The organism is Vibrio sp. 1580 (assembly GCF_033340055.1).
On record NZ_JAWOVT010000001.1, the window covers coordinates 82730 to 104179 of the forward strand.

General features: G+C 43.1%; 16 protein-coding genes. 9 read left to right on the plus strand and 7 right to left on the minus strand.

Annotated elements, in window-relative coordinates:
• Window positions 1-114 precede the first annotated feature (114 nt).
• A complete protein-coding gene (fabV, locus tag R7093_RS00365; protein WP_005376325.1) occupies window positions 115-1314 on the minus strand; it encodes an enoyl-ACP reductase FabV in 1200 nt (399 codons plus the stop codon).
• Window positions 1315-1396: 82 nt separating this feature from the next.
• Window positions 1397-1999, minus strand: coding sequence for a multifunctional acyl-CoA thioesterase I/protease I/lysophospholipase L1 (gene tesA / locus R7093_RS00370; RefSeq protein WP_005376324.1), 603 nt, complete (start codon window positions 1997-1999; stop codon window positions 1397-1399).
• Between tesA and R7093_RS00375 the strand changes: the two genes are divergently transcribed.
• The 3 genes from R7093_RS00375 (at window position 1998) to R7093_RS00385 (ending at window position 6938) form a co-directional block, all read left to right on the plus strand.
• Window positions 1998-2690 (plus strand): ABC transporter ATP-binding protein, encoded by a 693-nt coding sequence (locus R7093_RS00375; RefSeq protein ID WP_047101137.1) that lies wholly within the window; start codon window positions 1998-2000, stop codon window positions 2688-2690. The genes tesA and R7093_RS00375 overlap by 2 nt on opposite strands.
• On the plus strand, window positions 2690-5146 hold the full coding sequence (locus R7093_RS00380; protein ID WP_047101134.1) for an ABC transporter permease: 2457 nt from the start codon (window positions 2690-2692) through the stop codon (window positions 5144-5146). Before R7093_RS00375 ends, R7093_RS00380 begins: the two co-directional genes overlap by 1 nt.
• Before the next feature lie 352 nt (window positions 5147-5498).
• Window positions 5499-6938 carry an FAD-dependent oxidoreductase gene (locus R7093_RS00385; protein ID WP_005376318.1) on the plus strand — a complete coding sequence of 480 codons (1440 nt, stop codon included), beginning with the start codon at window positions 5499-5501 and terminating at the stop codon, window positions 6936-6938.
• A gap of 28 nt (window positions 6939-6966) precedes the next feature.
• On the opposite strand, the gene R7093_RS00390 is transcribed toward R7093_RS00385, so the two are convergent.
• From R7093_RS00390 to R7093_RS00400, 3 genes are read right to left on the minus strand one after another with little or no spacing between them, the layout of a single operon-like run.
• Window positions 6967-7902 (minus strand): biotin-dependent carboxyltransferase family protein, encoded by a 936-nt coding sequence (locus R7093_RS00390; protein WP_005376316.1) that lies wholly within the window; start codon window positions 7900-7902, stop codon window positions 6967-6969.
• Complete coding sequence (locus R7093_RS00395) at window positions 7899-8582, minus strand: 5-oxoprolinase subunit B family protein (RefSeq protein ID WP_047101133.1); 684 nt, start codon at window positions 8580-8582, stop codon at window positions 7899-7901. Before R7093_RS00395 ends, R7093_RS00390 begins: the two co-directional genes overlap by 4 nt.
• Window positions 8582-9337, minus strand: a complete 756-nt coding sequence (locus R7093_RS00400) for a 5-oxoprolinase subunit PxpA (RefSeq protein ID WP_005386314.1) — start codon at window positions 9335-9337, stop codon at window positions 8582-8584. The genes R7093_RS00395 and R7093_RS00400 overlap by 1 nt, the downstream gene beginning before the upstream one ends.
• Window positions 9338-9656: 319 nt before the next feature.
• On the opposite strand from R7093_RS00400, the gene R7093_RS00405 reads away from it, so the two are divergent.
• The gene (locus tag R7093_RS00405; protein ID WP_053307690.1) at window positions 9657-11615 is read left to right on the plus strand and encodes a diguanylate cyclase domain-containing protein; all 1959 of its coding nucleotides are present in this window, start codon (window positions 9657-9659) and stop codon (window positions 11613-11615) included.
• Window positions 11616-11669: 54 nt separating this feature from the next.
• Window positions 11670-12686, plus strand: a complete 1017-nt coding sequence (gene galE, locus R7093_RS00410; protein ID WP_005376309.1) for a UDP-glucose 4-epimerase GalE — start codon at window positions 11670-11672, stop codon at window positions 12684-12686.
• A 335-nt stretch (window positions 12687-13021) separates the two neighbouring features.
• Here the strand turns inward: galE and R7093_RS00415 are convergent, their stop codons facing one another.
• Complete coding sequence (locus R7093_RS00415) at window positions 13022-15160, minus strand: TonB-dependent hemoglobin/transferrin/lactoferrin family receptor (RefSeq protein WP_318146448.1); 2139 nt, start codon at window positions 15158-15160, stop codon at window positions 13022-13024.
• A 231-nt stretch (window positions 15161-15391) separates the two neighbouring features.
• Between R7093_RS00415 and R7093_RS00420 the strand changes: the two genes are divergently transcribed.
• Window positions 15392-16279 (plus strand): LysR family transcriptional regulator, encoded by an 888-nt coding sequence (locus tag R7093_RS00420; RefSeq protein WP_017634152.1) that lies wholly within the window; start codon window positions 15392-15394, stop codon window positions 16277-16279.
• Between the two features lie 77 nt (window positions 16280-16356).
• Here R7093_RS00420 and R7093_RS00425 read toward each other — a convergent pair whose 3' ends face one another.
• On the minus strand, window positions 16357-18990 hold the full coding sequence (locus R7093_RS00425; RefSeq protein ID WP_262627836.1) for a bifunctional acetate--CoA ligase family protein/GNAT family N-acetyltransferase: 2634 nt from the start codon (window positions 18988-18990) through the stop codon (window positions 16357-16359).
• Between the two features lie 236 nt (window positions 18991-19226).
• Between R7093_RS00425 and R7093_RS00430 the strand changes: the two genes are divergently transcribed.
• From R7093_RS00430 to R7093_RS00440, 3 genes are all read left to right on the plus strand, one after another.
• Window positions 19227-19796 carry an SPOR domain-containing protein gene (locus tag R7093_RS00430; RefSeq protein ID WP_005390018.1) on the plus strand — a complete coding sequence of 190 codons (570 nt, stop codon included), beginning with the start codon at window positions 19227-19229 and terminating at the stop codon, window positions 19794-19796.
• 149 nt (window positions 19797-19945) lie between these two features.
• Complete coding sequence (locus R7093_RS00435; protein ID WP_033907069.1) at window positions 19946-20935, plus strand: D-alanine--D-alanine ligase; 990 nt, start codon at window positions 19946-19948, stop codon at window positions 20933-20935.
• A gap of 128 nt (window positions 20936-21063) precedes the next feature.
• On the plus strand, window positions 21064-21450 hold the full coding sequence (locus R7093_RS00440) for a DUF3319 domain-containing protein (RefSeq protein ID WP_005376294.1): 387 nt from the start codon (window positions 21064-21066) through the stop codon (window positions 21448-21450).

Genomic DNA, 21450 nt, shown 5'->3' on the forward strand with positions numbered 1-21450 from the left:
CGCTTTTTAATTAAGTATAGGGTGGCTAGGGCTCGAAACAAAAAAAAGTCCTGAAAAGTGTTCAGGACTAGGAATAGTTGTCACATATCTCATCCTTGAAACAGGTAACAAGCATCAAGGCTTAAGCGACATTAACGATTCAATAGAAATGTCTTGCGAATAGTCGACATATTCAAAGTTAAAGCCATTGAGCTTCATAAACTCATCTTTAAAACCTTGGTAATCACCAATCTCTTTAAAGTTTTCAGCATTCATCTGTTCTAAAAGAGCGTGGACTTCTTGTTGAACTTGCGGTTCAAGTTCCAAGTCATCTATTCGAATCAAGCGTTCGCCGTCAACTGGCACTTTCTCTTGATCGTATAACTTCGTAGTAAACAGTCGCTGCATTTGTTCAATACAGCGTTCGTGAGTACCTTTTTCCTTCATCACTCGATAAAGCGCTAACAGGTAGGGACTTAGCGCAGGGATGAATACACTGGCTTTCGTCACCAACGCCTTACACACGGTTGCGTAAGCACCGCCGTCAAAGTTGGCGAGTTTGAGGTTTAATGAATGACTGGTTTGGTGTAAATCGATTTTCGCTCGACCTAACGTACCATCGAGATAAATTGGGTGCGTAATGTCAGGGCCCATGTAAGAAAAGGCGATGGTTTTGCAGCCGTTTGCGATAGAGTCGTTATTGATGAGTGTGTCAATCCAGCTTTCCCAGTCTTCGCCGCCCATTACTTTAATGGTGGCATTGGCTTCCTCTTCTGTTGCAGGCGTTAAGGTGGTTTCTATCCACTTATCGTTCTCCAGCATGATAGAAGCGCCAGTGACAGGTTCACCAATAGGTTTAATGACACTGCGCCAAAACTCATCAGATTCAGGTTTAGGTCGAACACCGGTTGCCAAGCTATAGATAACTAAGTCAACTTCACCCTCAAAGTACGTTTCAATGGCTTCAATCACTTGATTGCGCACCGAACCAGAGAATGCATCGCCAACAATATTTATTGCGGTACGCCCGGCTTGATTTGCTTCTTGCTTAAAAAAGACGTTGTTATACCAACCCGCACTCCCAACCCCTTTCTCTGAAGGGCCACGCTCAAATGAGACGCCAATGGTATCGGCGTTAGCGCCACCGAACGTTAGGGCTATTCGTGCCGCTAGGCCGAAACCAGAGGAGGCACCAATAATCAAAACCCGTTTTGGGCCTTTTTTGATCTGTGGGGCGTGCTTTACGTATTCAATTTGCTCTTTAATAGATGCATGACACCCTTTGGGGTGCGCAGAGCGAGCAACAACACCTTGAATTAACGGTTCTATTCGCATGTTGTTATCTATCCTCGATGAGTGGAATTGAAAATAGATTAACGTAAAGTTACGTAAAACTTATTGAGCTAGACCATTAAAATTAGAGATGTTTAATTAATTCTTGAGCAACGAAATCAGCGATCCAAGGTTGTGCATCTGGTTTTGGGTGAAGGCCATCATCCATCATCCATTCTGGTTTGGTGACAACATGCTCTAAGAAGAATGGCATCAAGGCAACTTGTTGATGCTGTGCAAGCTTAGGGTAGATATCGTAAAACATATCGCTATAGCGCTTACCATAATTAGGCGGAACCCGAATTTGCATCATGACAACGTCCGCACCAGAATCTTTTATCATGGTAATCATTTTTGAAAGATTTGACGTAATAAGTTTAGGAGGGAAACCTCTTAGGCCATCGTTGGCACCTAACTCAATAAGTACCATGTCAGGGCTATGCTGAGTTAGCAACTGAGGTAACCGTGCTAAGCCATTGCCAGTGGTATCGCCAGAAATGCTGGCATTAATAACTGTTACATCTTGACCATGTTCTGACAACGCATCAGGGAGTAAGCTAGGCCAACTCTCTTCGATCGGCATCTGATAGCCTGCACTCAAGCTATCACCCAAGACAAGTAGCTTTTCGCTCGCATGTGCAGTAGCGGAAAAGCAAAAAAATAGAACTAAGGAAAGTATACGAATCATGCAAACACCTGTACTTAATGCACCTATTGTTCAAGCCAATTTGGTTTCTAAACAAGTCTCTACTAATCAAGAACAATTAACAATCCTCAAAGACGTAAATGTTGACATCCGAAAAGGAGAAAAAATCGCCATCGTCGGAACTTCCGGTGCAGGTAAGTCAACATTGATGACGTTGCTAGCTGGTCTTGATACGCCGACATCAGGCGAAATTACTTTATTAGGTCATGAATTATCAAAACTGGACGATGAAGCACGTGCGAAAATTCGGGCTGACTCTTTAGGTTTCGTTTTCCAAAGTTTCTTGTTAATCCCGAGTTTGAGTGCATTACGTAATGTCACGCTTCCTTGTCTTTTACGTGGTGAAGCCGAAGATGAAGCAAGAGCAGCGGAATTATTAGCTGCTGTTGGATTGGAAAAACGTGTCGATCATCTACCAAGCCAGTTATCTGGTGGTGAACAACAGCGAGTTGCGCTAGCGCGTGCATTTATGACACAGCCTGAGCTGTTGTTCGCAGACGAGCCTACCGGCAATCTTGACCATCAAACCGCAGACAAAGTGATTGAGCTGCTATTCGATCTTAATGAACAGCACGGGACAACTCTGATTTTAGTAACACACGATGGTCATCTAGCAAGCCGATGTGACCGTATCTATCGTATGGAGGCGGGTGAGCTTAAGGAGGAGATGTAATGTCTGCAGTATCATCAAGTGAAGCAACATCCACAGAGCAAAACACTACAACACAGCACTCGCCGAATAAAAGTTTGATACGTTGGAGTTTCGGCGAAATAAGGCAGGGGAACCTTTGGCCTATTAGCGTTGCTCTTATTCTCGTGATTGCGAGTATCTTTGCGCTTTCTGCATTAGCAGAACGAATGGAGCAGGTGATCGTCAAGCAAGGGAAGGACGCATTAACGGCAGATGCGGTGTTTGTGTCAGCTAATCCCATTCCGGACACGTTGTTAACCTCGACTGAAAACCTTGAACGTTCGATGATGACGCGATTTGCCACTATGGCATTTAGCGATAATGGTATGCAGCTTATTTCGGTAAGGGCGGTGGATGATAATTACCCTTTAATGGGAGAGCTCGTTCTCGAAAATAATCCGGCCGGTCGCGTTAAAGAGAACCAACTCTGGCTTGATGAGCGGATTATGACTCAACTAAACGTAAAGCCAGGTGACAGTGTCACGATAGGCGATGCCGAGTTTACTGTATCAGGCGCAGTATTGATGGAACCTGGCTTGAGCTTTAATCCATTTCAGCAAATGCCTTCTGCATACATTCATCAAAGTGATGTAGATAAAACAGGAGCAATTCAAGTTGGGAGCCGAGTTCAATACCGTCTGTTTTTACAAGCCGATGATAAAACACTAAAGAGCTTACAAGATGATACGCGGCTTTCTCCGAGCGATCGCTGGCGCACGCAAGATACTGCCAGTCGTAGTAATGAGGTTTTTGAACGTACGACGCAGTATCTGTCTTTGACCGTAGCGATTGTCATCATTATGGCGGCGACAACATTGGTTCTTACTTGTCAAAATTACGTGAACAGCCGGACACAAACTATCGCGATGTTGAAAAGTCTTGGTGCGAGTCGCCGATGGATTGAAAAGTGGTTATTTATTCAAGTCACAATCCTTCTCATTAGTGCCAGTGTCGTCGGCCTACTGCTAGGGAGCGGGCTGGAGTATTTATTACGCATTCCACTCAAAGACTTATTACCCGATCCACTCCCTAGTTACGGCGTCACACCATTTTTGGTGGCATTTATCTCAGCAGTCTTGATTACGGTGCCTGCTCTCGGTATACCACTTTTAGGCTTGATTAAAACTCCCGCGTTAGAAGTGCTACAGCAGGGTAAAGCGCAACGTTCTTGGAAGCGAATGTTACTTGTTCTAGTTCCCGTTGTTCCATTGCTTTTACTGTATGCAGACAACACCTTAGTTTGGATCGTGCTCACTGGTATAGCGGTACTGTTTGTGGTACTCGCAGCAGTTAGCGTCATACTCACAAAACTGTTTGCACGTGTTTCAACCCATCCTGCAATGAAGCTTGCGTTGAGTCGTATCAACCGGACGCCAGTAACCAGCGGTCTACAGTTTGGTGCTTTGGCATTATCTTTGATGTTGCTGTCTATCATTTGGCTTGTGCGCAGCGATATTCTCGCTGATTGGGAGAGAACCTTACCTGCAGACGCGCCAAATGTGTTCGCTTTGAACATTGGTGATTATGAGCTCGATAACTACCTAGAAACCCTAGATAAAAACGGAGTTACGCGGTCACAAGCTTATCCAATAATTCGTGGACGACTAACAGAGATCAACGGTCAAAACGTCAAAGAGGTTGAGTACGAAGGAGAAGGTTCTGACGCGATACGTCGAGAGCTAAACCTGACATGGGGAGATACCCTACCAGAATATAATGATGTGCTTTCGGGTGAATGGACAAACAAAGGGAGTGTATCTGTAGAAGCGGATGTAGCAAATGACTTAGGCATCAAACTCGGTGATACGCTGCGCTTTGTAATAAACAGTCAGAATTACGATGCAGTAGTAGATACCATCCGTTATGTCGAATGGCGTGACATGAAGCCTAACTTTTATTTTATTTTCTCATCTGACGTGATGGCTAATTTACCTGGTTCTTACCTCATCAGTTATAGGATTGAAGAAGGAAATGAAGCGTTATTGACGTCAATGTCACGTGCTCACCCAACGGTCTCTGTTTTAGATATCCGAACTATGGGCGAGAAAATTCAGGCTTTGATTCAGCAAATCGTATCAGCAATCACCATCCTTGCTCTTTTAGGCGTTGTTGCTGGTCTGCTGCTCATCTTTACGCTACTGAGGTTAAGCTTGTCCCAACGCCAACAAGAGATTCGTTTGTATCGCACATTAGGTTCAAGTAAGAAACGGATCAACACAACCCTGTGGGCCGAGTACGGAATTATTGCGTTGATTGCTAGTGGTGTTGCGGTATTCGCTGCGGAAGTTTGTGTGGCCGCAGTCATGACATATGGATTCGATCTCAATGCACAAATTCACCCCGAATTGTGGATAGCTTTACCGCTTGCAACATTTGTTACGTTGGCACTTGTAGTGATGAGTTTGTTGAAAAGATTGTTAACGCCAGTAAACACTTAATCGCAGAGAGTGTTATCAAGTTTGGAACACTCCATGACACTTTTATTTTAGTTATCCACAAAAACAGTGGATAACTTTTGGGATAACTAAATGGGGTAAAAAGTGGGGTGTTTCTGCAGGCTTTGCGCCATGGGTCTTACAGTGAAATTCTTATTCACATAGACACAAAAAAGTGTCTTCTTAACCATGTCGTCAAGTACTTTTTCGCAAATTTTTTCTACTTTAATGCACTTTACAGGCGCTGTTGGATATTTCGCAAACCCATGAACTTTTTGTGATTTTAATCAAGTTCAAACACGAGTAGAATCCACCTTTAGTAAAGAATTTTCCTTATAAAATTTTTAGTGAAGCAATGAAGTCTGAGTTTCCAAGTTATAAAGATAAGCATATCGCTGTTGTTGGTGGCGGTGTAGCAGGTGCAACAGCAGCAATTCATTTTGCGGAGCTGGGTTTTAAAGTTTCCGTAATAGAGAAGGGCGTATCACTAGTAAATGGTCCACCCATTTGTCATTTGCATGCTGGTGGTAATTTATATCGAGAGATTTCCGAGCAACAATGCTTAGACTTGTTAGCACAATCTATTGATACTGTTCGCCTGTATCCGCTTTCACTGAATATTCGTCCGACAATCATCGCGGTTCCTCATTCCGATGGTGGAGACCCATCCACACTAATTCCGCGATTAGAGGTTGTGAAAAGTGCTTATCAGACGCTCGTTGATAAAGATGAGAGTAATAAAGTGCTCGGCGAACCAAGCGAATACTACAAACTGTATTCAAAAGCGGAGCTAGAAGCTCTCGCGCAACGTACTCAACCAAGTCATCCTACAAACTTCGATGAGTGGTGTATTCCTTTTGCTCAACATGCTGATCTTGAAGCGCTAAAGTATCCTGTTGTCGCAGTTCAAGAATATGGTTGGAGTGTTTTTCGCCTCGCCGCAATTGCCAACTTAACACTAGATACGCTTCCTAATGCTTCAGTCTTCACACAAGCAACGTTCAAGCAAGCCGATTGGATGGGGGAACACTGGCAACTTGGCTATGAACGTGAAGGTATCGATTACCTTATGACATGCGACTACTTGGTTAACGCGTGTGGCTTTGAAACAGGCTCAATTGACAACACAGTTGGTGCCAAGCGAGACAGGTTGGTGGAGTTTAAAGCCGCTTACGTTACGAGGTGGGCAGACTGTCAACAACAATGGCCAGAAGTTATTTTTCATGGCCCGCGTGGAACCGATAAAGGAATGGCTCAATTGACGCCTTATGGCGATGGTTACTTTCAACTTCATGGTATGACAAAAGGAATCACGCTGTTTGAAGATGGTTTAGTGGAGAGCACGAACTCATCTGCTCAACCTGAACTGCCTATGCCTTTACTCTCGAAGATCCGTAACGGCTGGAGAGAAGAAGTGTTAGAAGAGCGAACGAACAACGCCATCAAACACATGGCACAGTTCATTCCCGACTATCACTCTGCTGTAAAAGGAGGAAAAGCATTATTTGGCGCTCAGCAAATTCCCGGAACAGATCCAGTACTCAGAGCGGCAGATGTGACTTTTGAAGATAACCACTACGCGAGAATAGAGGTGGTAAAAGCGTCATCGACACTACTCGCAGCGCAAAAAATGCTTCAATTCTGGTTTGACATCGATCCTAACCAAAATGTGGAAACACAGCATCCGGTCGCTGTGAAGTGGTCTGAACAAGAGGTCGAGCAGTACGCGATTAAACTCACTCAAGAGCGAGGCTATCCACAAGCTTTAGCAGTGCGTTATGGTATGCCTGCATAATCGGCTGTGTTTGGGCTCAGTGGTTGTATTAATACCCAAAAAACTGAGCCCATTGGCACCATACTTCTTGCAAGCCTAGTCTATCTCCTTTCACAAAATTGACTTTTTGTCCGGGTTTCGCCTGTGCCAGTCTAGGTAAGTCAATACGAGCTACGCAGCCAAATTTAGGATACCCGCCAATAGTCTGGTGATCGTTGAGCAGCACAATAGGGTTACCATCGCTAGGTACTTGAATTGAACCTAATGCAATTCCCTCTGATAGGACGCCTTCGTAAGGTGGACGAATGTTATTGCCCTCAAGACGGTAGCCCATGCGATTCGAATTGGGGGAGATGATGAATGCTTTGTTGTAAAATGCTTGGCGAGCGTCTTCATCAAAGTCCTCGTTCTGATAGCCTTCAATCACTCTCAGCTTAATGGGTAAGTTGTAATCTGGTTTAAAGCGAAACGTCATTTGCCTTGGTTTACGTTTCGGTAAGTTATGAGGGACAAAGGGAAGAATATCGCCAGCTTTCAAAGCGCCACCATTTGAATCATAACCACCTAGAGATTCTCGCAAGACGGTCGATGCGCTTCCTAAGTGCTGAGCAACATTAAATCCACCTTTAACCGCCAGGTAGGAGCGGAGTCCATTTCTTGCGACTCCGAACTGAAGCTTCTGTCCTTTTTTCAACGTAAAGTCGGACCAATTTGAAATAGGTTCACCATCTATTTTTGCATTTAAATCACCGCCACATATAGCAAGGTGGCAGTTATGCAAGGCAATAAAACAAGCGTTACCCAAAGTAATTTCAATCGCAACGCAATTGACTACGTTACCAAGCAAATGGTTGGCCCAGCTGTAAGCATAGTCGTCGACCGGCCCACCTTGAGTCACACCGACATGCGCTAATCCAAAACGACCAAAGTCTTGAACTAAAGAGAGCGGCCCTGGCTTTTCCACCAGTAATCCACCGTAACTCATAGTACGCCTCCTAAATCGATAAACTCTTGTTTTGAAATAGCATTAAAGGTGACCTTGTCACCCACTTCAAACGGTATAAAAGGAGGAGAGTCGGAGAAGAGCGCAAGCGGGCTTTTACCAATAATGTTCCATCCGCCAGGACTATCTGATGGATAGACGGCCGTTTTAGAGTCTGCGATTCCTACACTTCCGGCCGGCACTTGAGTTCTTGGTGTGGCAAGCCTTGCCATGTGCAATTGAGTATCAACGTCAGAGAGAAATGCAAAGCCTGGAGCAAATCCAATTGCAGAAACCGCGTACTCGGTTTTCGTATGCAGGGTAATAAGATCGTCTAATGACAGACCTCGCTTTTGAAAACGAGATAGATCTAACGCGGTTTCTTCAGAGTAATATACAGGGATAGTAATGTGATTCGGCTGGGAAAGCTTAAGTGATTGAGTATCAAACTGGCTCACGATTTGTTGCAGCTCATTGACTAAGTTCTTTTCGTTGATTCGAAAAGGTAAGTAATCAACGAGAATAGTTTGATAGGAGGGGACAACGTTCATAACAATTGAAGCGAAAGTTTCTCTTATGCTGCGAGCAAGCTCTCCGACTGCATTTTCAGAAATACTCTCATCAAGCTTAATGAAAATACTGCACTCGGAGATCAAAGAGATATTAAATTTCTCTTTATGCATTAATTTCCTCCAGCGTATAGGCTTTGGCGGATCTTTTGGATCAGCGCGATCGACTCTTCATTGTCACCATGAACACAAATTGTGTCGGCTTCCAATAATATGTAACCGCCTGAAGCGGTTTTGACACGCCCAGAGTCAGCTAAGGTCCGGACTTGCTCAAGTATCGCGTGCTCGCTTTTTAACACGGCATTGGGCTGTGTTCTAGGAGTCAGTAAGCCGTCATCTTGGTATAAACGATCTGCAAATGCTTCAAATAGCAAGGGAACATCATAATCGTCTGCGATTTCTAAGTATTTTTCGTTTTCCTGTGAAGCTAGGATCATTAACGGTACTTTGAACAGTGCTGCCGCCTTTACTACCGCTCTAAATATCGCATCACTTTTCATCATGTCGTTGTATAGAGCACCATGAGGCTTTATGTAACTGATGTCTGTGTATTGCGCCCGGCATAATGCTTGTAAAGCACCAACCTGATATATAACCATGTTCGTAATTTCATCACCCGTCATGCTTATGCTTCGTCTGCCAAAGCCTTGTAGGTCGGCGTAACCTGGGTGTGCGCCAATATCAACATCGTTGTCATTCGCTAGGGTGATGGTGTCGTGCATGACATTAGGGTCGGAGGCATGAAAACCACACGCGATGTTCGCCATATCAACATGGGGCATCACGTCTTCATCTGCGCCCATACTCCAAGAGCCAAAGCTCTCGCCCATATCACAGTTCAATGTAAGTTGCTGTTTATTCAATGTCATACGTTTTATTTCTACACAAGCAATGGGTTTACGATGCAGGAAAATGCATCTAGGTTCAGTGACTCACTTCATTCTTCTATCATGAAAACGAAGCTTTTTGAGCAGATAGGTGACGAAAAAGATCACGTTAGTCCATAAAGATGTTGCCGTTATTTGAGTTGATCCGAATTTTAAGGTATTTCGTTTCTTTTCCATCCAATTTTTGAGAATTTAAGGTTATTTTGCATTAGCATCGTGTTAATCTTGTCGCCCTTCATGGGTGATAGATTGCATAATGGTTCTTCTGTCATTTTTGTGGTTGTCTGCGACAGGAATATATATGTCATTACGAGCGAAGCTTATTTGGCCTCTTCTGGTCTTTTTAACGGCTATCTTTGTTATCTCAAAAGGTTACACCTCGTATACTGTATACCAATCGTCTAAGCATGAACTGGTCGAGCAGACAAGAAAGTTGATTAACAACGTTTCTTTCTCAATTAAAGATGCGCTGACGACAAAGGACAAGCAAAAAGCTCAAACTATTCTCGCCAACTTTTTAAACCAGCCAAATGTAACGCGGGTCAAACTTTATGACCAAGATGACCAACCATTCGCTGTTATGGAGATAAGTGGGGCACTGGCACCCGTTCCAAGTCAAACCGAAAGAAGTAGGTTGCACGCTCTAGGCTATGCCTTATCAACCAAATTTCTTTATGTTCTAGAGCCGATTATCCATGATGGCTATGTCATTGGTAGCATGAGAGTTACGCTTTCTCATCGCCCAATTGTAGAAGCCATACAATCTTTACTTCGAGATGGCGCTTTACTTCTTCTGTTTCTGATCGCTGGTGGCACTGTTTTTTACATAAGTATCGAGAGGCTTGTTCTCAGGCCCGTGATGGAACTCAACCGCGTAATAGAGAATGTGACACACGGACGAAACACGGAAAATCAAGCTCGCTATTACGCCAAGGATGAAATTGGAGACCTCGCGAGCTCTTTCAATCAAATGATGAATAGGTTAACAGTACGTGAGAAGCAGCGGCAACATTCGCTAGACACACTAGAACAAAAGCGCGCATTTTCAGAAGAGGTTATCGAATCTGTTCAGCATGCATTAGTTATTACAGACAATTCCGGACGTGTTATTCATTGTAATACGGCGACCCAGCAAATATTTCAAAAAAAATTAGATGAACTTAAATATGCCAATATTCGTGATCTAATTAAAACCAAAACACCGAATGAGCTGAGTCAGATCCTGAGTCGAGGCCTAGAGTGCGATGATATTCACCTCAAAAATGCAGATAACGAACAGCAGTTGAGCCTAACCAGTCGTCGCCTCTCGACACATGAATACTTACTGTTTTCGATTCAAGATATCACCGAAATTGAAGAAGCCATAAACCGGCAACGTGTTGCGGGACGCGTTTTTGAAAGCAGCCAAGATGGTCTCATTGTTCTTAATCATCGCGGTGTCATTACGATGGCAAACCCTGCCGTCACTAAGTTAGTCGGCTTAGAGGTGGATCAGCTTATTGGGAAGTCATTCATCCAAACGCTAAAGTGGCGCAAGTTACAGGAAATGATGCCTAGTATCATCGAGTCGATAGAAAATTATGGCGTTTGGCAAGGTGAAGTTATCGAGAAGAACCATATTGGTCAGTTTGTACCGATGTTTGCTCGAGTCAATCGTATCGTTAAGTGTGAAGACTATGGTTTCTATGATCTGGTTATTGTTCTTACCGACCTTTCCGGCGCAAAAGAGATGGAACGATTGGAGCATTTAGCTCATCACGATGCTTTAACGGGGTTAGCCAATCGATCTAAGTTCCATTTAGAGTTGGAACAACTAGTACAACGCTCTGGATACTTGCGTGACGAATTTGCAGTTTTGTACCTCGATCTGGATGGATTTAAAGAAGTTAACGATACCTACGGTCATGATGCAGGTGATGAAGTTTTGAAAAAAGTTTCCGAGCGTCTAACATCTGCGACGAGACATAGTGATTTAATCGCAAGACTTTCTGGTGATGAATTTGTCATGTTGGTTAATCCCGCCAATCAAAAAGTGGTCACCCGAATAGCAGAACAGTTGCTCGAGAGCATATGTGCTCCAATTGAGTACAAAGGTCACTTACTCAAAGTTGGCGTTAGTATCGGCGTAAAATTAGTCGGCGTAAATGAGCGCGATGCTACTCGAGTTTTAAAAAGTGCGGATACGGCAATGTATCAAGCAAAGAAAGCCGGGAAAGGCCAAGCAATATTAATGGGATGCGAATTACAAGAGACAGTTTAAATCGTAACGTCAAAGCTTTAAACTAACACGATTCGCGTCAGAAGGAATAATAAAATGAAAGTACTCGTTACGGGTGGTATGGGCTATATCGGTAGTCATACGTGTATTCAAATGATCGAAGCTGGCATGACGCCAGTGATTCTCGACAACCTGTACAACAGTAAATCTACGGTATTAGATCGAATTGAAAAGGTATGTGGTGTAAAGCCAACCTTCATTAAAGCCGATATCAGAGATAAATTGGCGATGGTAGAAGCACTAAAGTCGCACAATATTGAAGCTGTTATCCATTTTGCAGGTTTAAAGGCCGTCGGTGAGTCTGTAGCAAAACCTCTAGAGTATTACGACAACAACGTTAATGGCACTTTAGTATTGGTTGATGCAATGCGCGAAGCCGGAGTTAAATCGTTGGTATTTAGTTCATCAGCGACTGTATACGGTGATCCTGCATCTGTACCCATCACTGAGGACTTTCCAACTAGCGCAACTAACCCATATGGTCGCAGCAAGTTAATGGTGGAAGAGTGTTTAACCGACTTCCAAAATGCGAACCCTGACTGGAGCATTACACTTCTTCGTTACTTTAACCCGGTAGGTTCACATCCAACAGGCGAGCTAGGTGAAGATCCTCAAGGTATTCCAAACAACTTAATGCCGTTTGTTTCTCAAGTTGCGGTAGGGCGCAGAGAGTTCCTTTCTGTGTTTGGTAGTGATTATCCGACCAAAGATGGCACAGGCGTACGTGATTATATTCATGTAATGGACTTATCTGATGGTCACGTTGCTGCATTAGAAAAAGTAGGTAGCAAAGCTGGCCTTCATATCTATAACCTCGGTACTGGTAACGGCTACAGTGTACTGGACATGGTGAAAGCATTTGAAGCCGCAAGTGGTAAAGATGTCCCATACCAACTTGTTGAGCGTCGTCCAGGTGATATTGCAGAGTGTTGGGCGGATCCATCAAAAGCGATGAATGAGTTAGGTTGGAAAGCAACTCGCACTCTAGAAGAAATGACTGGCGATACATGGCGCTGGCAGTCTACTAACCCTCAAGGTTATCCAGATGCCTAATCTTTAATTTACATAATAGTAACAAAAAGGCGCGTGATTGCGTCTTTTTTGATCCAAATCGGAAAAAATCGTAAATTACTGGTTAAAAGGTAGCAAGTATATATAGAGCTGTTAAACTATGCCCGACTCTTAATTTGGGTTATAAATTTTCTCATAGCTATTGGGGTAGTTCATGGAACTCGGTCTGATCATCACTTTCATCATTGCAGCAGCAGTAATGGTGAAAAAAGAGATGGCAAAACAGTAAACTTTCATTTTTCATACTTTTCTTTACATTTTTGAAATGAAAGCCATAAAAAAAGCCAGCATTACGCTGGCTTTTGTGTTTTTAAGGTTTAGAACTCGTATTTAACACTAATGTTATAATTACGCTCAGCTTGCGTTTTGTCTCGACTTAACTCAGTCTTACCGCGAACATCGTTCCAAAGATGGTATTCTTCATTCGTTAGATTCATAACACCAGCACGAATGGTTATATCTTTCATTGGTTTGTAGTACGCCGTTAAGTCAACGACTGTCGCAGACGGCAAAGCAACTTGGTCTTTGATTCCGCCTTTATCACCATCAGAGTTGATATCACTGTTCGATTTCTTAGCCGTGTAGTTTACTTTTAGGCTTGTCCCCCAAAGTGCATTTGGTGAATCGTAATTTACAGCAGCTACGGCATTCCATGGGTTTACACTGTTCAAAGGATTACTATCACCATCTTCACCTTCTGTGTATGCTGCAACAAAGCGAGTTGTCACGCCTGATGGAAGACCAGCAATGGCATGCCAATCAAGACGGTTAGAGAGCTCAACCCCTTTAATGTTTGCTTCACTAATATTGATATTTGTGAATTCAGTTAAACCACCATTGTTTGATGACGTTTGCTCAATAAAGTCACTGTAATCACTGTAGTAGAACGCTACTTCAGTTGCAGACGCTGCAGTGTTATGACGGTAACCAAGCTCATAAGACAAACTCTTTTCAGATCCCAAATTTGGGTTAGGGCGGTTGGTATAGCCATGAGCCGGATTATCGTAGGTGTAATAAAGCTCGTCGAACGATGGCGCTCGGAACCCTTGGCTCACTTGAGCGAAGATCGTGCCTGGTTGCGATATAGAGTAAGTTGCTCCTAAACGACCAGTTAATGCAGAGTCGCTAAACTTCTCGAATGACTCTTCAGAAGTATTTGAAGGATTAGTAGAGAAGTAATCGTAACGCACACCTGGAGTCAGAATTAGCTTGTCGTTAAGAAGCGAAATTTCATCTTGCAAGAATAAACCAAAGCTTTCTTCTTTTGCATCCGGTGTGTAAACGTAAACAGTATCTGGCGTGCCAGGATCGGAATTAAACTCGCGATTGGTATTACTGATGTCACTATGTTTGTACGATATTCCGTAAACAATATAGTGATTTTGAATCTCTTTATCTAACTGAGTTTCGAATTCAAATTTGTCTTCAGTATATTCGTAATCTTTTTTCTGTTGGTTGTCACCACTAGGCGGTACGTAAGGTGGGTAACCAGGGCTGGCTTCGATAAAGCGATTAGAGACGCCGTTTTCTTCTTTACCAATCCATGTAAGCTTGGACGTGATCGTATCCGAGATAGCTGCATCTGCAAACCAAATGTGCTTGAGCCCAATGCGATTTTGCTTGGTTGTGTCTTCAGCGTTGAAGTTTTTGTAACTTTTATGTGCGATCTCTGAGTCAGTCTCGTTGTAAATAACTTCTCCCAAGAACTCCAAGCGATGAGCGTCATTCAATTGAGATTGAAGTTTTACCAATAGATCGTTTTTGTAATAATCTTGGTTGTCCACAGAATAGTTATCGTAAGGCGCCTTAGAGAAATTTTGTAGCTCTGCACCATCACGGCGTGTAAAGGCTATAAGTGCTTCTGTATTACCGAAACGCTTTGCTAAAGCTACATGCTCACTAAAAGAGTTATCTTCCGATGAATAAGAGAGTTTAGCTTGACCACCAAAGTCTTTACCATCTTTGAGGAAATCCTTCGGATCTTTTGTTTCGAATGCGACAACACCGCCAATTGCATCACTACCATGTAGGCTAGAAGCTGCTCCTTTAACAATTTCGACACTCTTTAGCATATCGGGGTCGACAGTAACGGCACTAGAATTGATAAACGAATATGGTCCACCGCTGAATACACCTGGTTGAGATGCACCGTCTACTAAGATTTTAACTCGTTTACCTTCCATCCCGCGAATGTTAATACTTTGGACGCCTTGGCGTTGAGTGCCATTAACAGTAACACCTGGCGTATACTCGAATAGATCATTCAAGTCCTTTACCATGTTTTCTTCGATGTCTTTCTCTGATACAACAGCAACAGAAGCAGCAACAGTGTTTATGGTTTGGTTGGTACGGGTGGCCGACACAACGACTTCTTCAAACTTAGAAGCTTCTTCCGCATAAGCAGTATGGGAAAGGGCAACTAAAATGGAGGCTGACAAAATTGATTTTTTATACATTGGCTTCAATACCTTAGATCCATAATAGGTAACAACACGCGGATATTAATGGATCTAAATGGTAATTACTATCATTACCATTGTCATTTATTGATTTGTATTGAATCTTCTTCTTAGGCTATGAGCATTCCTAGTCTTTAGTTATCAATATGTTATATTATTTGTCGTTAGTTCTTGATAAGTTCATCCAAATACAACGAATGTGATGAATATCACATTAAGAGAGGCCATGTGCAGAGTCCAATTACGTTAGAAGCACTCCATATTCTAGATGCTATTGATCGAAGAGGGAGTTTTGCTGCTGCTGCGAATGAGTTAGACAGAGCCCCGTCATCGCTGAGCTATCAAATCCAGAAACTCGAGCAAGACTTAGACATTATTATCTTCGATCGCTCTGGTCACAAAGCCCATTTTACTGAAGCAGGTAAGCTTATTCTTGAAAGAGGAAGAGCCATTTTACAAGCCAGTGAAAAGTTAGTGAACGATGCAACGTTATTGGCGAATGGCTGGGAACTGGATATTACCATTGCCTTCGATGGCATTATTCCTATATCCAACTTTTTCCCGATGGTTGATGCGCTGGCCGAGGTCAGCTCAACTCGAGTCAGGCTGCAAGAGGAGATTCTGGCTGGTAGCTGGGAGTCGTTGAATACGGGGAGAGCTGATTTACTGATTTGCCCATCACTGGATACGCTTCCTCAAGAAGTTAAGTCAGAAAAAATTGGTAAAATGAGTATGTATTGGGTAGCTTCCGCTGATCACTATGTTCACAAGCGTAGTGGTAAGTTTGATGAAGCAGCGCGAGAAAAGTATCGGATTATTGCTATTGCAGATACCGCACGTGAGCAACCAGCGCTCTCAATTAATATCATTCAAAAACAGCCTCGCTTGACCGTCACCAACTTTACGGCAAAAGTAGAAGCGCTAACTGCAGGTTTAGGCATTGGTACATTACCAAGCCAAATTGCACAACCTCTTATTGATAGTGGTGTATTGAAACGAATCGAAGGCACTGAAGAACAGCCGATGGATATTATTTTGGCATGGCGCCGGAACACTATGGGTGAGGCAAAATCCTGGTGTATTCAGTACTTAAAAAAGAATTGGAAACTAAAGTAACAACGTAACTTTTACTTCTTAGATTACCATTGATTACCGAATGTAAGAAGTAAAAGTCATCGCTAATGCTGCGCTTTTCAATTTAAAGGGAGCACCATATCTGCCGTACCGTCTGCAAACTGGATATCGATCTCAAACCCCAAGTTCTGAGCCAACATCAACATCCCTCTGTTTGTTGGCATGGTCATTCCAGACATTTGCTTTGTGCCTTTAACTTTGCAATAGCTGATTATTTTCTGCATCAGCACTTTGCCTAAACCTTTTCCTTTCAAATCTGAACGAACCAAAATAGCAAACTCAGCGTCACTATTGTCTGGTGTAATCAATGCGCGGGCTACCCCTATGATAGACGGTCCGTCAGTATTAAACGCTACCGCAACAAACGCCATTTCGCGGTCGTAGTCGATTTGAGTAAAGTTTGCCAAAGCCTCATGGTTGAACTCTCCAACTTCAGAAAAGAAACGTTTATAGAGATCTTCTTTCGATACGCTATTAATGAATTGAGCATGCAGCGGCTCATCCTCAGGCAAGATAGGGCGAAGCAGGATAGGTTGGCCATCTCGAAGCGTTACAGTTTCGACAAACTCTGCCGGGAAAGGGCGAATCGCTAGCCGTTTTTGGGCGTCTCCTTCGTATTTACACAGTGTGACATCTGCATCAAGGATGGTTAAATCGCTTCCGGATACTAGCACTGGATGGATATCCAGTTTTTGTATTTCTGGTAACTCAACTGCCATTTGGGAGATACGAACCAAGAACTTCGACAACTCAGTAATATCGAGCGCATCTTTGTGTTTCTGCAGGCGAATCTTTCCAGACTTTAGGGCAACAACGACAAGGTAGCGCGCAAGCGTCATGTTCAAAGGAGGAAGTGCAGCGACGGCATCTTGGGCGATATTCCACTCAGAGCCGCCTTGACCAAGCAAGATCACTGGTCCAAAGACTTTATCTACTGCAATACTAACCCGTAGCTCTTCAGCGCTGCCGAGCTTTGCCATCCCTTGTACCAACAGCCCATGTACATTGGCGGAAGGGTAACTGAGCTTTACGGTATCTAAAATGGATAGCGCTGCGTTGGAAACTTCTCGACTGTTTCTTAAATTTAGAGCGACACCGTGAACATCCGATTTATGAGGAATGTCTGGAGAACGTAATTTAACCGCAACAGGGTATCCAATATTTTCTGCCATATGAACAGCTTCAATGTCGTCAGATGCAATCCACGTAGGCAAAACGTTAAACCCGAACAGCTTAAATAATGGGCTGGTTTGATGCGTATCCAAGGTGACTGTGTTTTTATCCAGTAGTCGTTCGTTTACCCATTCTTTTGCTGAACTCACACTTCCAGAATGTAATGGCTCTGCCGTCGTTGGCGTTTCCATTAGTTGTTTCTGGTTTCGTCTGTATTCGACCAAGTGCATGTATGCTACAACCGAACTTTCAGGTGTTCTATAGGTTGGAATGCCTGCTTGAGTAAAGGCCAGTCGCGCTTCTCTCGACGTTTGTTCTCCTGACCAGTTGGTCAAGATATTAAAATGCTTATGCCGAGGGTGAGATTTGATGGCATTAATAACGACTTGAGCAGTTTCAAGAGGATCAGAAACAGCAGAAGGACTATGCATAATCAATATCGCATCTGCACAGTCGTTATTCATCAGCGCGTTAATGGTATCAATATAGCGTTTTTGGGTTGCGTCACCAGACAGATCAATTGGATTTCGAGCACGCCAGTTGGATGGAAGTACTGCTTGTAATTGCTCAATGGAAGCGTCATCAAGCGTTGCGAGTTGGCCACCACGTTCAATCAAAGTATCAACGGACATAACAGCAGGGCCGCCGCCATTGGTGATGATCGCTAAACGCTCTCCACGAAGTGGCACAGAATGCGTGAGTGTTTCTACCGCGGCAAAAAGCTCATGCGTATTGCTGACTCGTAACATACCAGTTCTGCGAATAGCAGAATCGTAAATTACGTCAAGTGTATCTCCGTCTTGCTGCTCAAAAGTATTCATCTCTTTAGAGCGGCCCGCTTTTAGCACCAATATACGTCGGTTACGTGAAGCGGCGCGCGCAGCAGACATAAATCGGCGAGCGTCTTGGATATTATCAACATAAAGCAGAATAGCTTCAGTGTTTCCATCCATACTCAAATAGTCGAGCAAATCTGCAAAGTCGATATCTTGTCCGCGCCCAATCGAAATGAACGAAGAAAAACCAATGTTCTTATCATTTGCCCAGTCTAAAACCGTGGTACAAACCGCCGCGGATTGTGAGATGAAAGCAATTTTTCCGGGTTTAGCTGCAACAGGGGAAAACGTGCAGTTAAAATTGTGCCAAGGAAGGATGATACCTAAGCTGTTTGGGCCTAAGACTCGAATGTTCAATGATGAGATATCTAAAGGATTAGGGTCATCAGAGATAACAATCGCAAACGGTGTGCCTCTCTCATCTAGCTCTTTAAGCAATTGCTCGTTACGTGAAACGTTCGTACACAAAATTGCAATATCTGGCGTATAGGGCAGGGAAGCTACATCAGGGTAAGCGATCACGCCAGATACGGCTTTATATCGCGGCGTTACTGGCATAATCGCGCCACCAAATCCACTTTGTAGAAGGTTGCGTATCACAACATGTCCTGCTCGCAATGCTTTTTGAGATGCCCCAATAACGGCCACAGAGTTGGGTTTAAAGAGTTTATGTAATTTATTCATGCTGACTCCTGGCCGTTTGTAAGTCACGTTGGCTTCTCGGTTTCATATCAATCATAAACGAATAATTTACTGATAAAACATCTTCAGACCAGACATTGCAGAAAATGTGTACGATGCTTATGGAGTTTGTGTTATTCATCACATCAAAATCACAGATTATTGTATTTGATGCTTGATAAACGGCCCTGCTATCGGCATGATTTATCGTAATATTTATCCAGAGCATTTGTTACTTCATGAAAAAAATCGCAATCATCGGCTTGTCAGTTCTGCTTTCTGCTTGTGCATCTGAAACTTACATCACGGATGTGACCTCAGAAAGTTACCGAGAGGACTACAAATCAGATCGTATCTCTAAACCAATTATGGCGTCTGAAAACGCTGTAGTAGAAAAAGACGTACAACCAACTGTTGTGAAAATGACGGCAAAGCCTGAAGAGAAGAAAGTAGTCAAGCTAACGCCAAAAGAGCAGGCGAAGCCAGTTAAGATCGTACCACCAAGTAAAAAGCAAGCTGGCATTCAACGATTCGGCTATACCATTCAAGTCGCAGCTGTGGGTAGCCAAGCGAAAGTCGATCAGTTTGCAAATAAGCTGCCACAGAACGGTCAGCCAATTTGGGAAAACTACAAAGTTGTAAACGGTACTAAGTGGTTCTCAGTTTTGTACGGAGACTACGCAACAAGCGCAGAAGCCAAGCAAGCGATTTCGACTTTGCCAGCTCAATTTCAGCAGTTAAGGCCATTTGTTAAAAGCATTGATGCAATCAAAAACTCAGCTTACCCAACGCTTAACAAATTAAATTAACACATCAAATAAGGGAGCGAATAGCTCCCTTATTTATTTGCTCAAATCCTATTCGAACAACATTCCTCACATTAAAATTACTGTACGTCACACTTCAAAGGTTTATCATAATAAATAGTATCTTTTGTAGGTCACGGAAAGATGGATTCATGATTAAAAATATTCTTTTACTATGCGGCGGTGGCTCTTCTGAGCACGAGATTTCATTATTGTCTGCAAATTTTGTCGAACAACAACTAAATCTTATTGAAGACGTTCACGTTACACGCGTAGAAATAAAAAACGAAGGTTGGATGACCAACCAAGGTGAGTTGGTTTACTTGGATCTCAATACCAAGCAGTTGTGCTCAAGTGAATCTAATCAAACCATTGATTTCATCGTGCCTTGTATACATGGTTTTCCTGGCGAAACAGGCGACATTCAATCTCTGTTTGAAATCGCAGGTATTCCTTATCTTGGCTGCGGGCCAGAAGCGAGTAGCAATAGTTTCAATAAAATCACATCTAAGCTTTGGTACGACGCTATCGGCATACCCAATACGCCATACTTATTCTTAACGCGAAACGATGAAGAAGCTCACGTTCAAGCTCATAAAGCCTTTGAAAAGTGGGGAAAAGTTTTTGTTAAAGCCGCTCGCCAAGGCTCTTCCGTTGGCTGTTACAGTGTCACAGAAAAAGACAAGCTTTCTAATGCAGTAAATGATGCTTTTGGGTTTTCTGACCAAGTGTTGGTTGAGAAAGCAGTAAAACCTCGAGAGCTTGAAGTTGCTGCATATGAGATGAATGGCCAACTACATATCACTAAGCCAGGCGAGGTCATCGCGCCTGATGGTGCTTTTTACTCGTACGATGAAAAGTACAGCAGTTCAAGTCACTCGCTCACAGAAGTTGAGGCGAAGAATCTAACTCAAATACAATTAGATTCCATCCAACACGCGTCTGAGACGGTATTTAAACAAATGAATCTTCGTCATTTATCTCGTATCGACTTTTTCCTAACGGAAGATGATGAGATTTACTTAAACGAAGTAAACACATTTCCAGGAATGACTCCGATCTCAATGTTCCCTAAAATGCTTCAAAACAACGGGCACAAATTTCATGAGTTCTTGGAAGATTGTATAAACAGTGCAAAGTGATTAACGTTATCGAGACGCGTTTTATGATACAAGTTGTTTTCTAGAGCAAGGTTTATTCAAGCCGTATTTGAATATTGCTCAGTAGCAATTATGATTATATCAACGCATTAAACAGATGACTCAGTGGTATGGCGATTTCAAATTATAGAGGTTTTAACCTGCAGTCAGTCGGATCAGATGGCAGTGTTTGGAAGGTTAAAATCAAGAACCACGTCTTACAGGGAAGTTTGACGGCGGTAAAGAAAAGCATTGATTGGTGGTGTGACACCGCATCGATTATTGATCCCAAAGAGTTTGCTTCACTCGGACAGAGAGTGCAGCAAACAGGTGTTGCAAAATCAGAGGTCTTTAACGGCTATACTATTCAAAATGATACAGGCCAACCTAACTCTTGGTACTGTATGTTTAATGGTAAACTGATTAAGGGCAGTAAAGCCGCTATTCAACGCCATATCGAAGCTTATTTGGTTGCAAAGCAAAAAGCGATGCAAGCTCAACAACAAAAGAAACAATAG

Bases quoted from the DNA above. Each gene is read 5' to 3' on its own strand.
- fabV (WP_005376325.1), bottom strand. From the start codon at position 1,314: ATGCGAATAGAACCGTTAATTCAAGGTGTTGTTGCTCGCTCTGCGCAC.
- R7093_RS00375 (WP_047101137.1), top strand. From the start codon at position 1,998: ATGCAAACACCTGTACTTAATGCACCTATTGTTCAAGCCAATTTGGTT.
- tesA (WP_005376324.1), bottom strand. From the start codon at position 1,999: ATGATTCGTATACTTTCCTTAGTTCTATTTTTTTGCTTTTCCGCTACT.
- R7093_RS00380 (WP_047101134.1), top strand. From the start codon at position 2,690: ATGTCTGCAGTATCATCAAGTGAAGCAACATCCACAGAGCAAAACACT.
- R7093_RS00385 (WP_005376318.1), top strand. From the start codon at position 5,499: ATGAAGTCTGAGTTTCCAAGTTATAAAGATAAGCATATCGCTGTTGTT.
- R7093_RS00390 (WP_005376316.1), bottom strand. From the start codon at position 7,902: ATGAGTTACGGTGGATTACTGGTGGAAAAGCCAGGGCCGCTCTCTTTA.
- R7093_RS00395 (WP_047101133.1), bottom strand. From the start codon at position 8,582: ATGCATAAAGAGAAATTTAATATCTCTTTGATCTCCGAGTGCAGTATT.
- R7093_RS00400 (WP_005386314.1), bottom strand. From the start codon at position 9,337: ATGACATTGAATAAACAGCAACTTACATTGAACTGTGATATGGGCGAG.
- R7093_RS00405 (WP_053307690.1), top strand. From the start codon at position 9,657: ATGTCATTACGAGCGAAGCTTATTTGGCCTCTTCTGGTCTTTTTAACG.
- galE (WP_005376309.1), top strand. From the start codon at position 11,670: ATGAAAGTACTCGTTACGGGTGGTATGGGCTATATCGGTAGTCATACG.
- R7093_RS00415 (WP_318146448.1), bottom strand. From the start codon at position 15,160: ATGTATAAAAAATCAATTTTGTCAGCCTCCATTTTAGTTGCCCTTTCC.
- R7093_RS00425 (WP_262627836.1), bottom strand. From the start codon at position 18,990: ATGAATAAATTACATAAACTCTTTAAACCCAACTCTGTGGCCGTTATT.
- R7093_RS00430 (WP_005390018.1), top strand. From the start codon at position 19,227: ATGAAAAAAATCGCAATCATCGGCTTGTCAGTTCTGCTTTCTGCTTGT.
- R7093_RS00435 (WP_033907069.1), top strand. From the start codon at position 19,946: ATGATTAAAAATATTCTTTTACTATGCGGCGGTGGCTCTTCTGAGCAC.
- R7093_RS00440 (WP_005376294.1), top strand. From the start codon at position 21,064: ATGGCGATTTCAAATTATAGAGGTTTTAACCTGCAGTCAGTCGGATCA.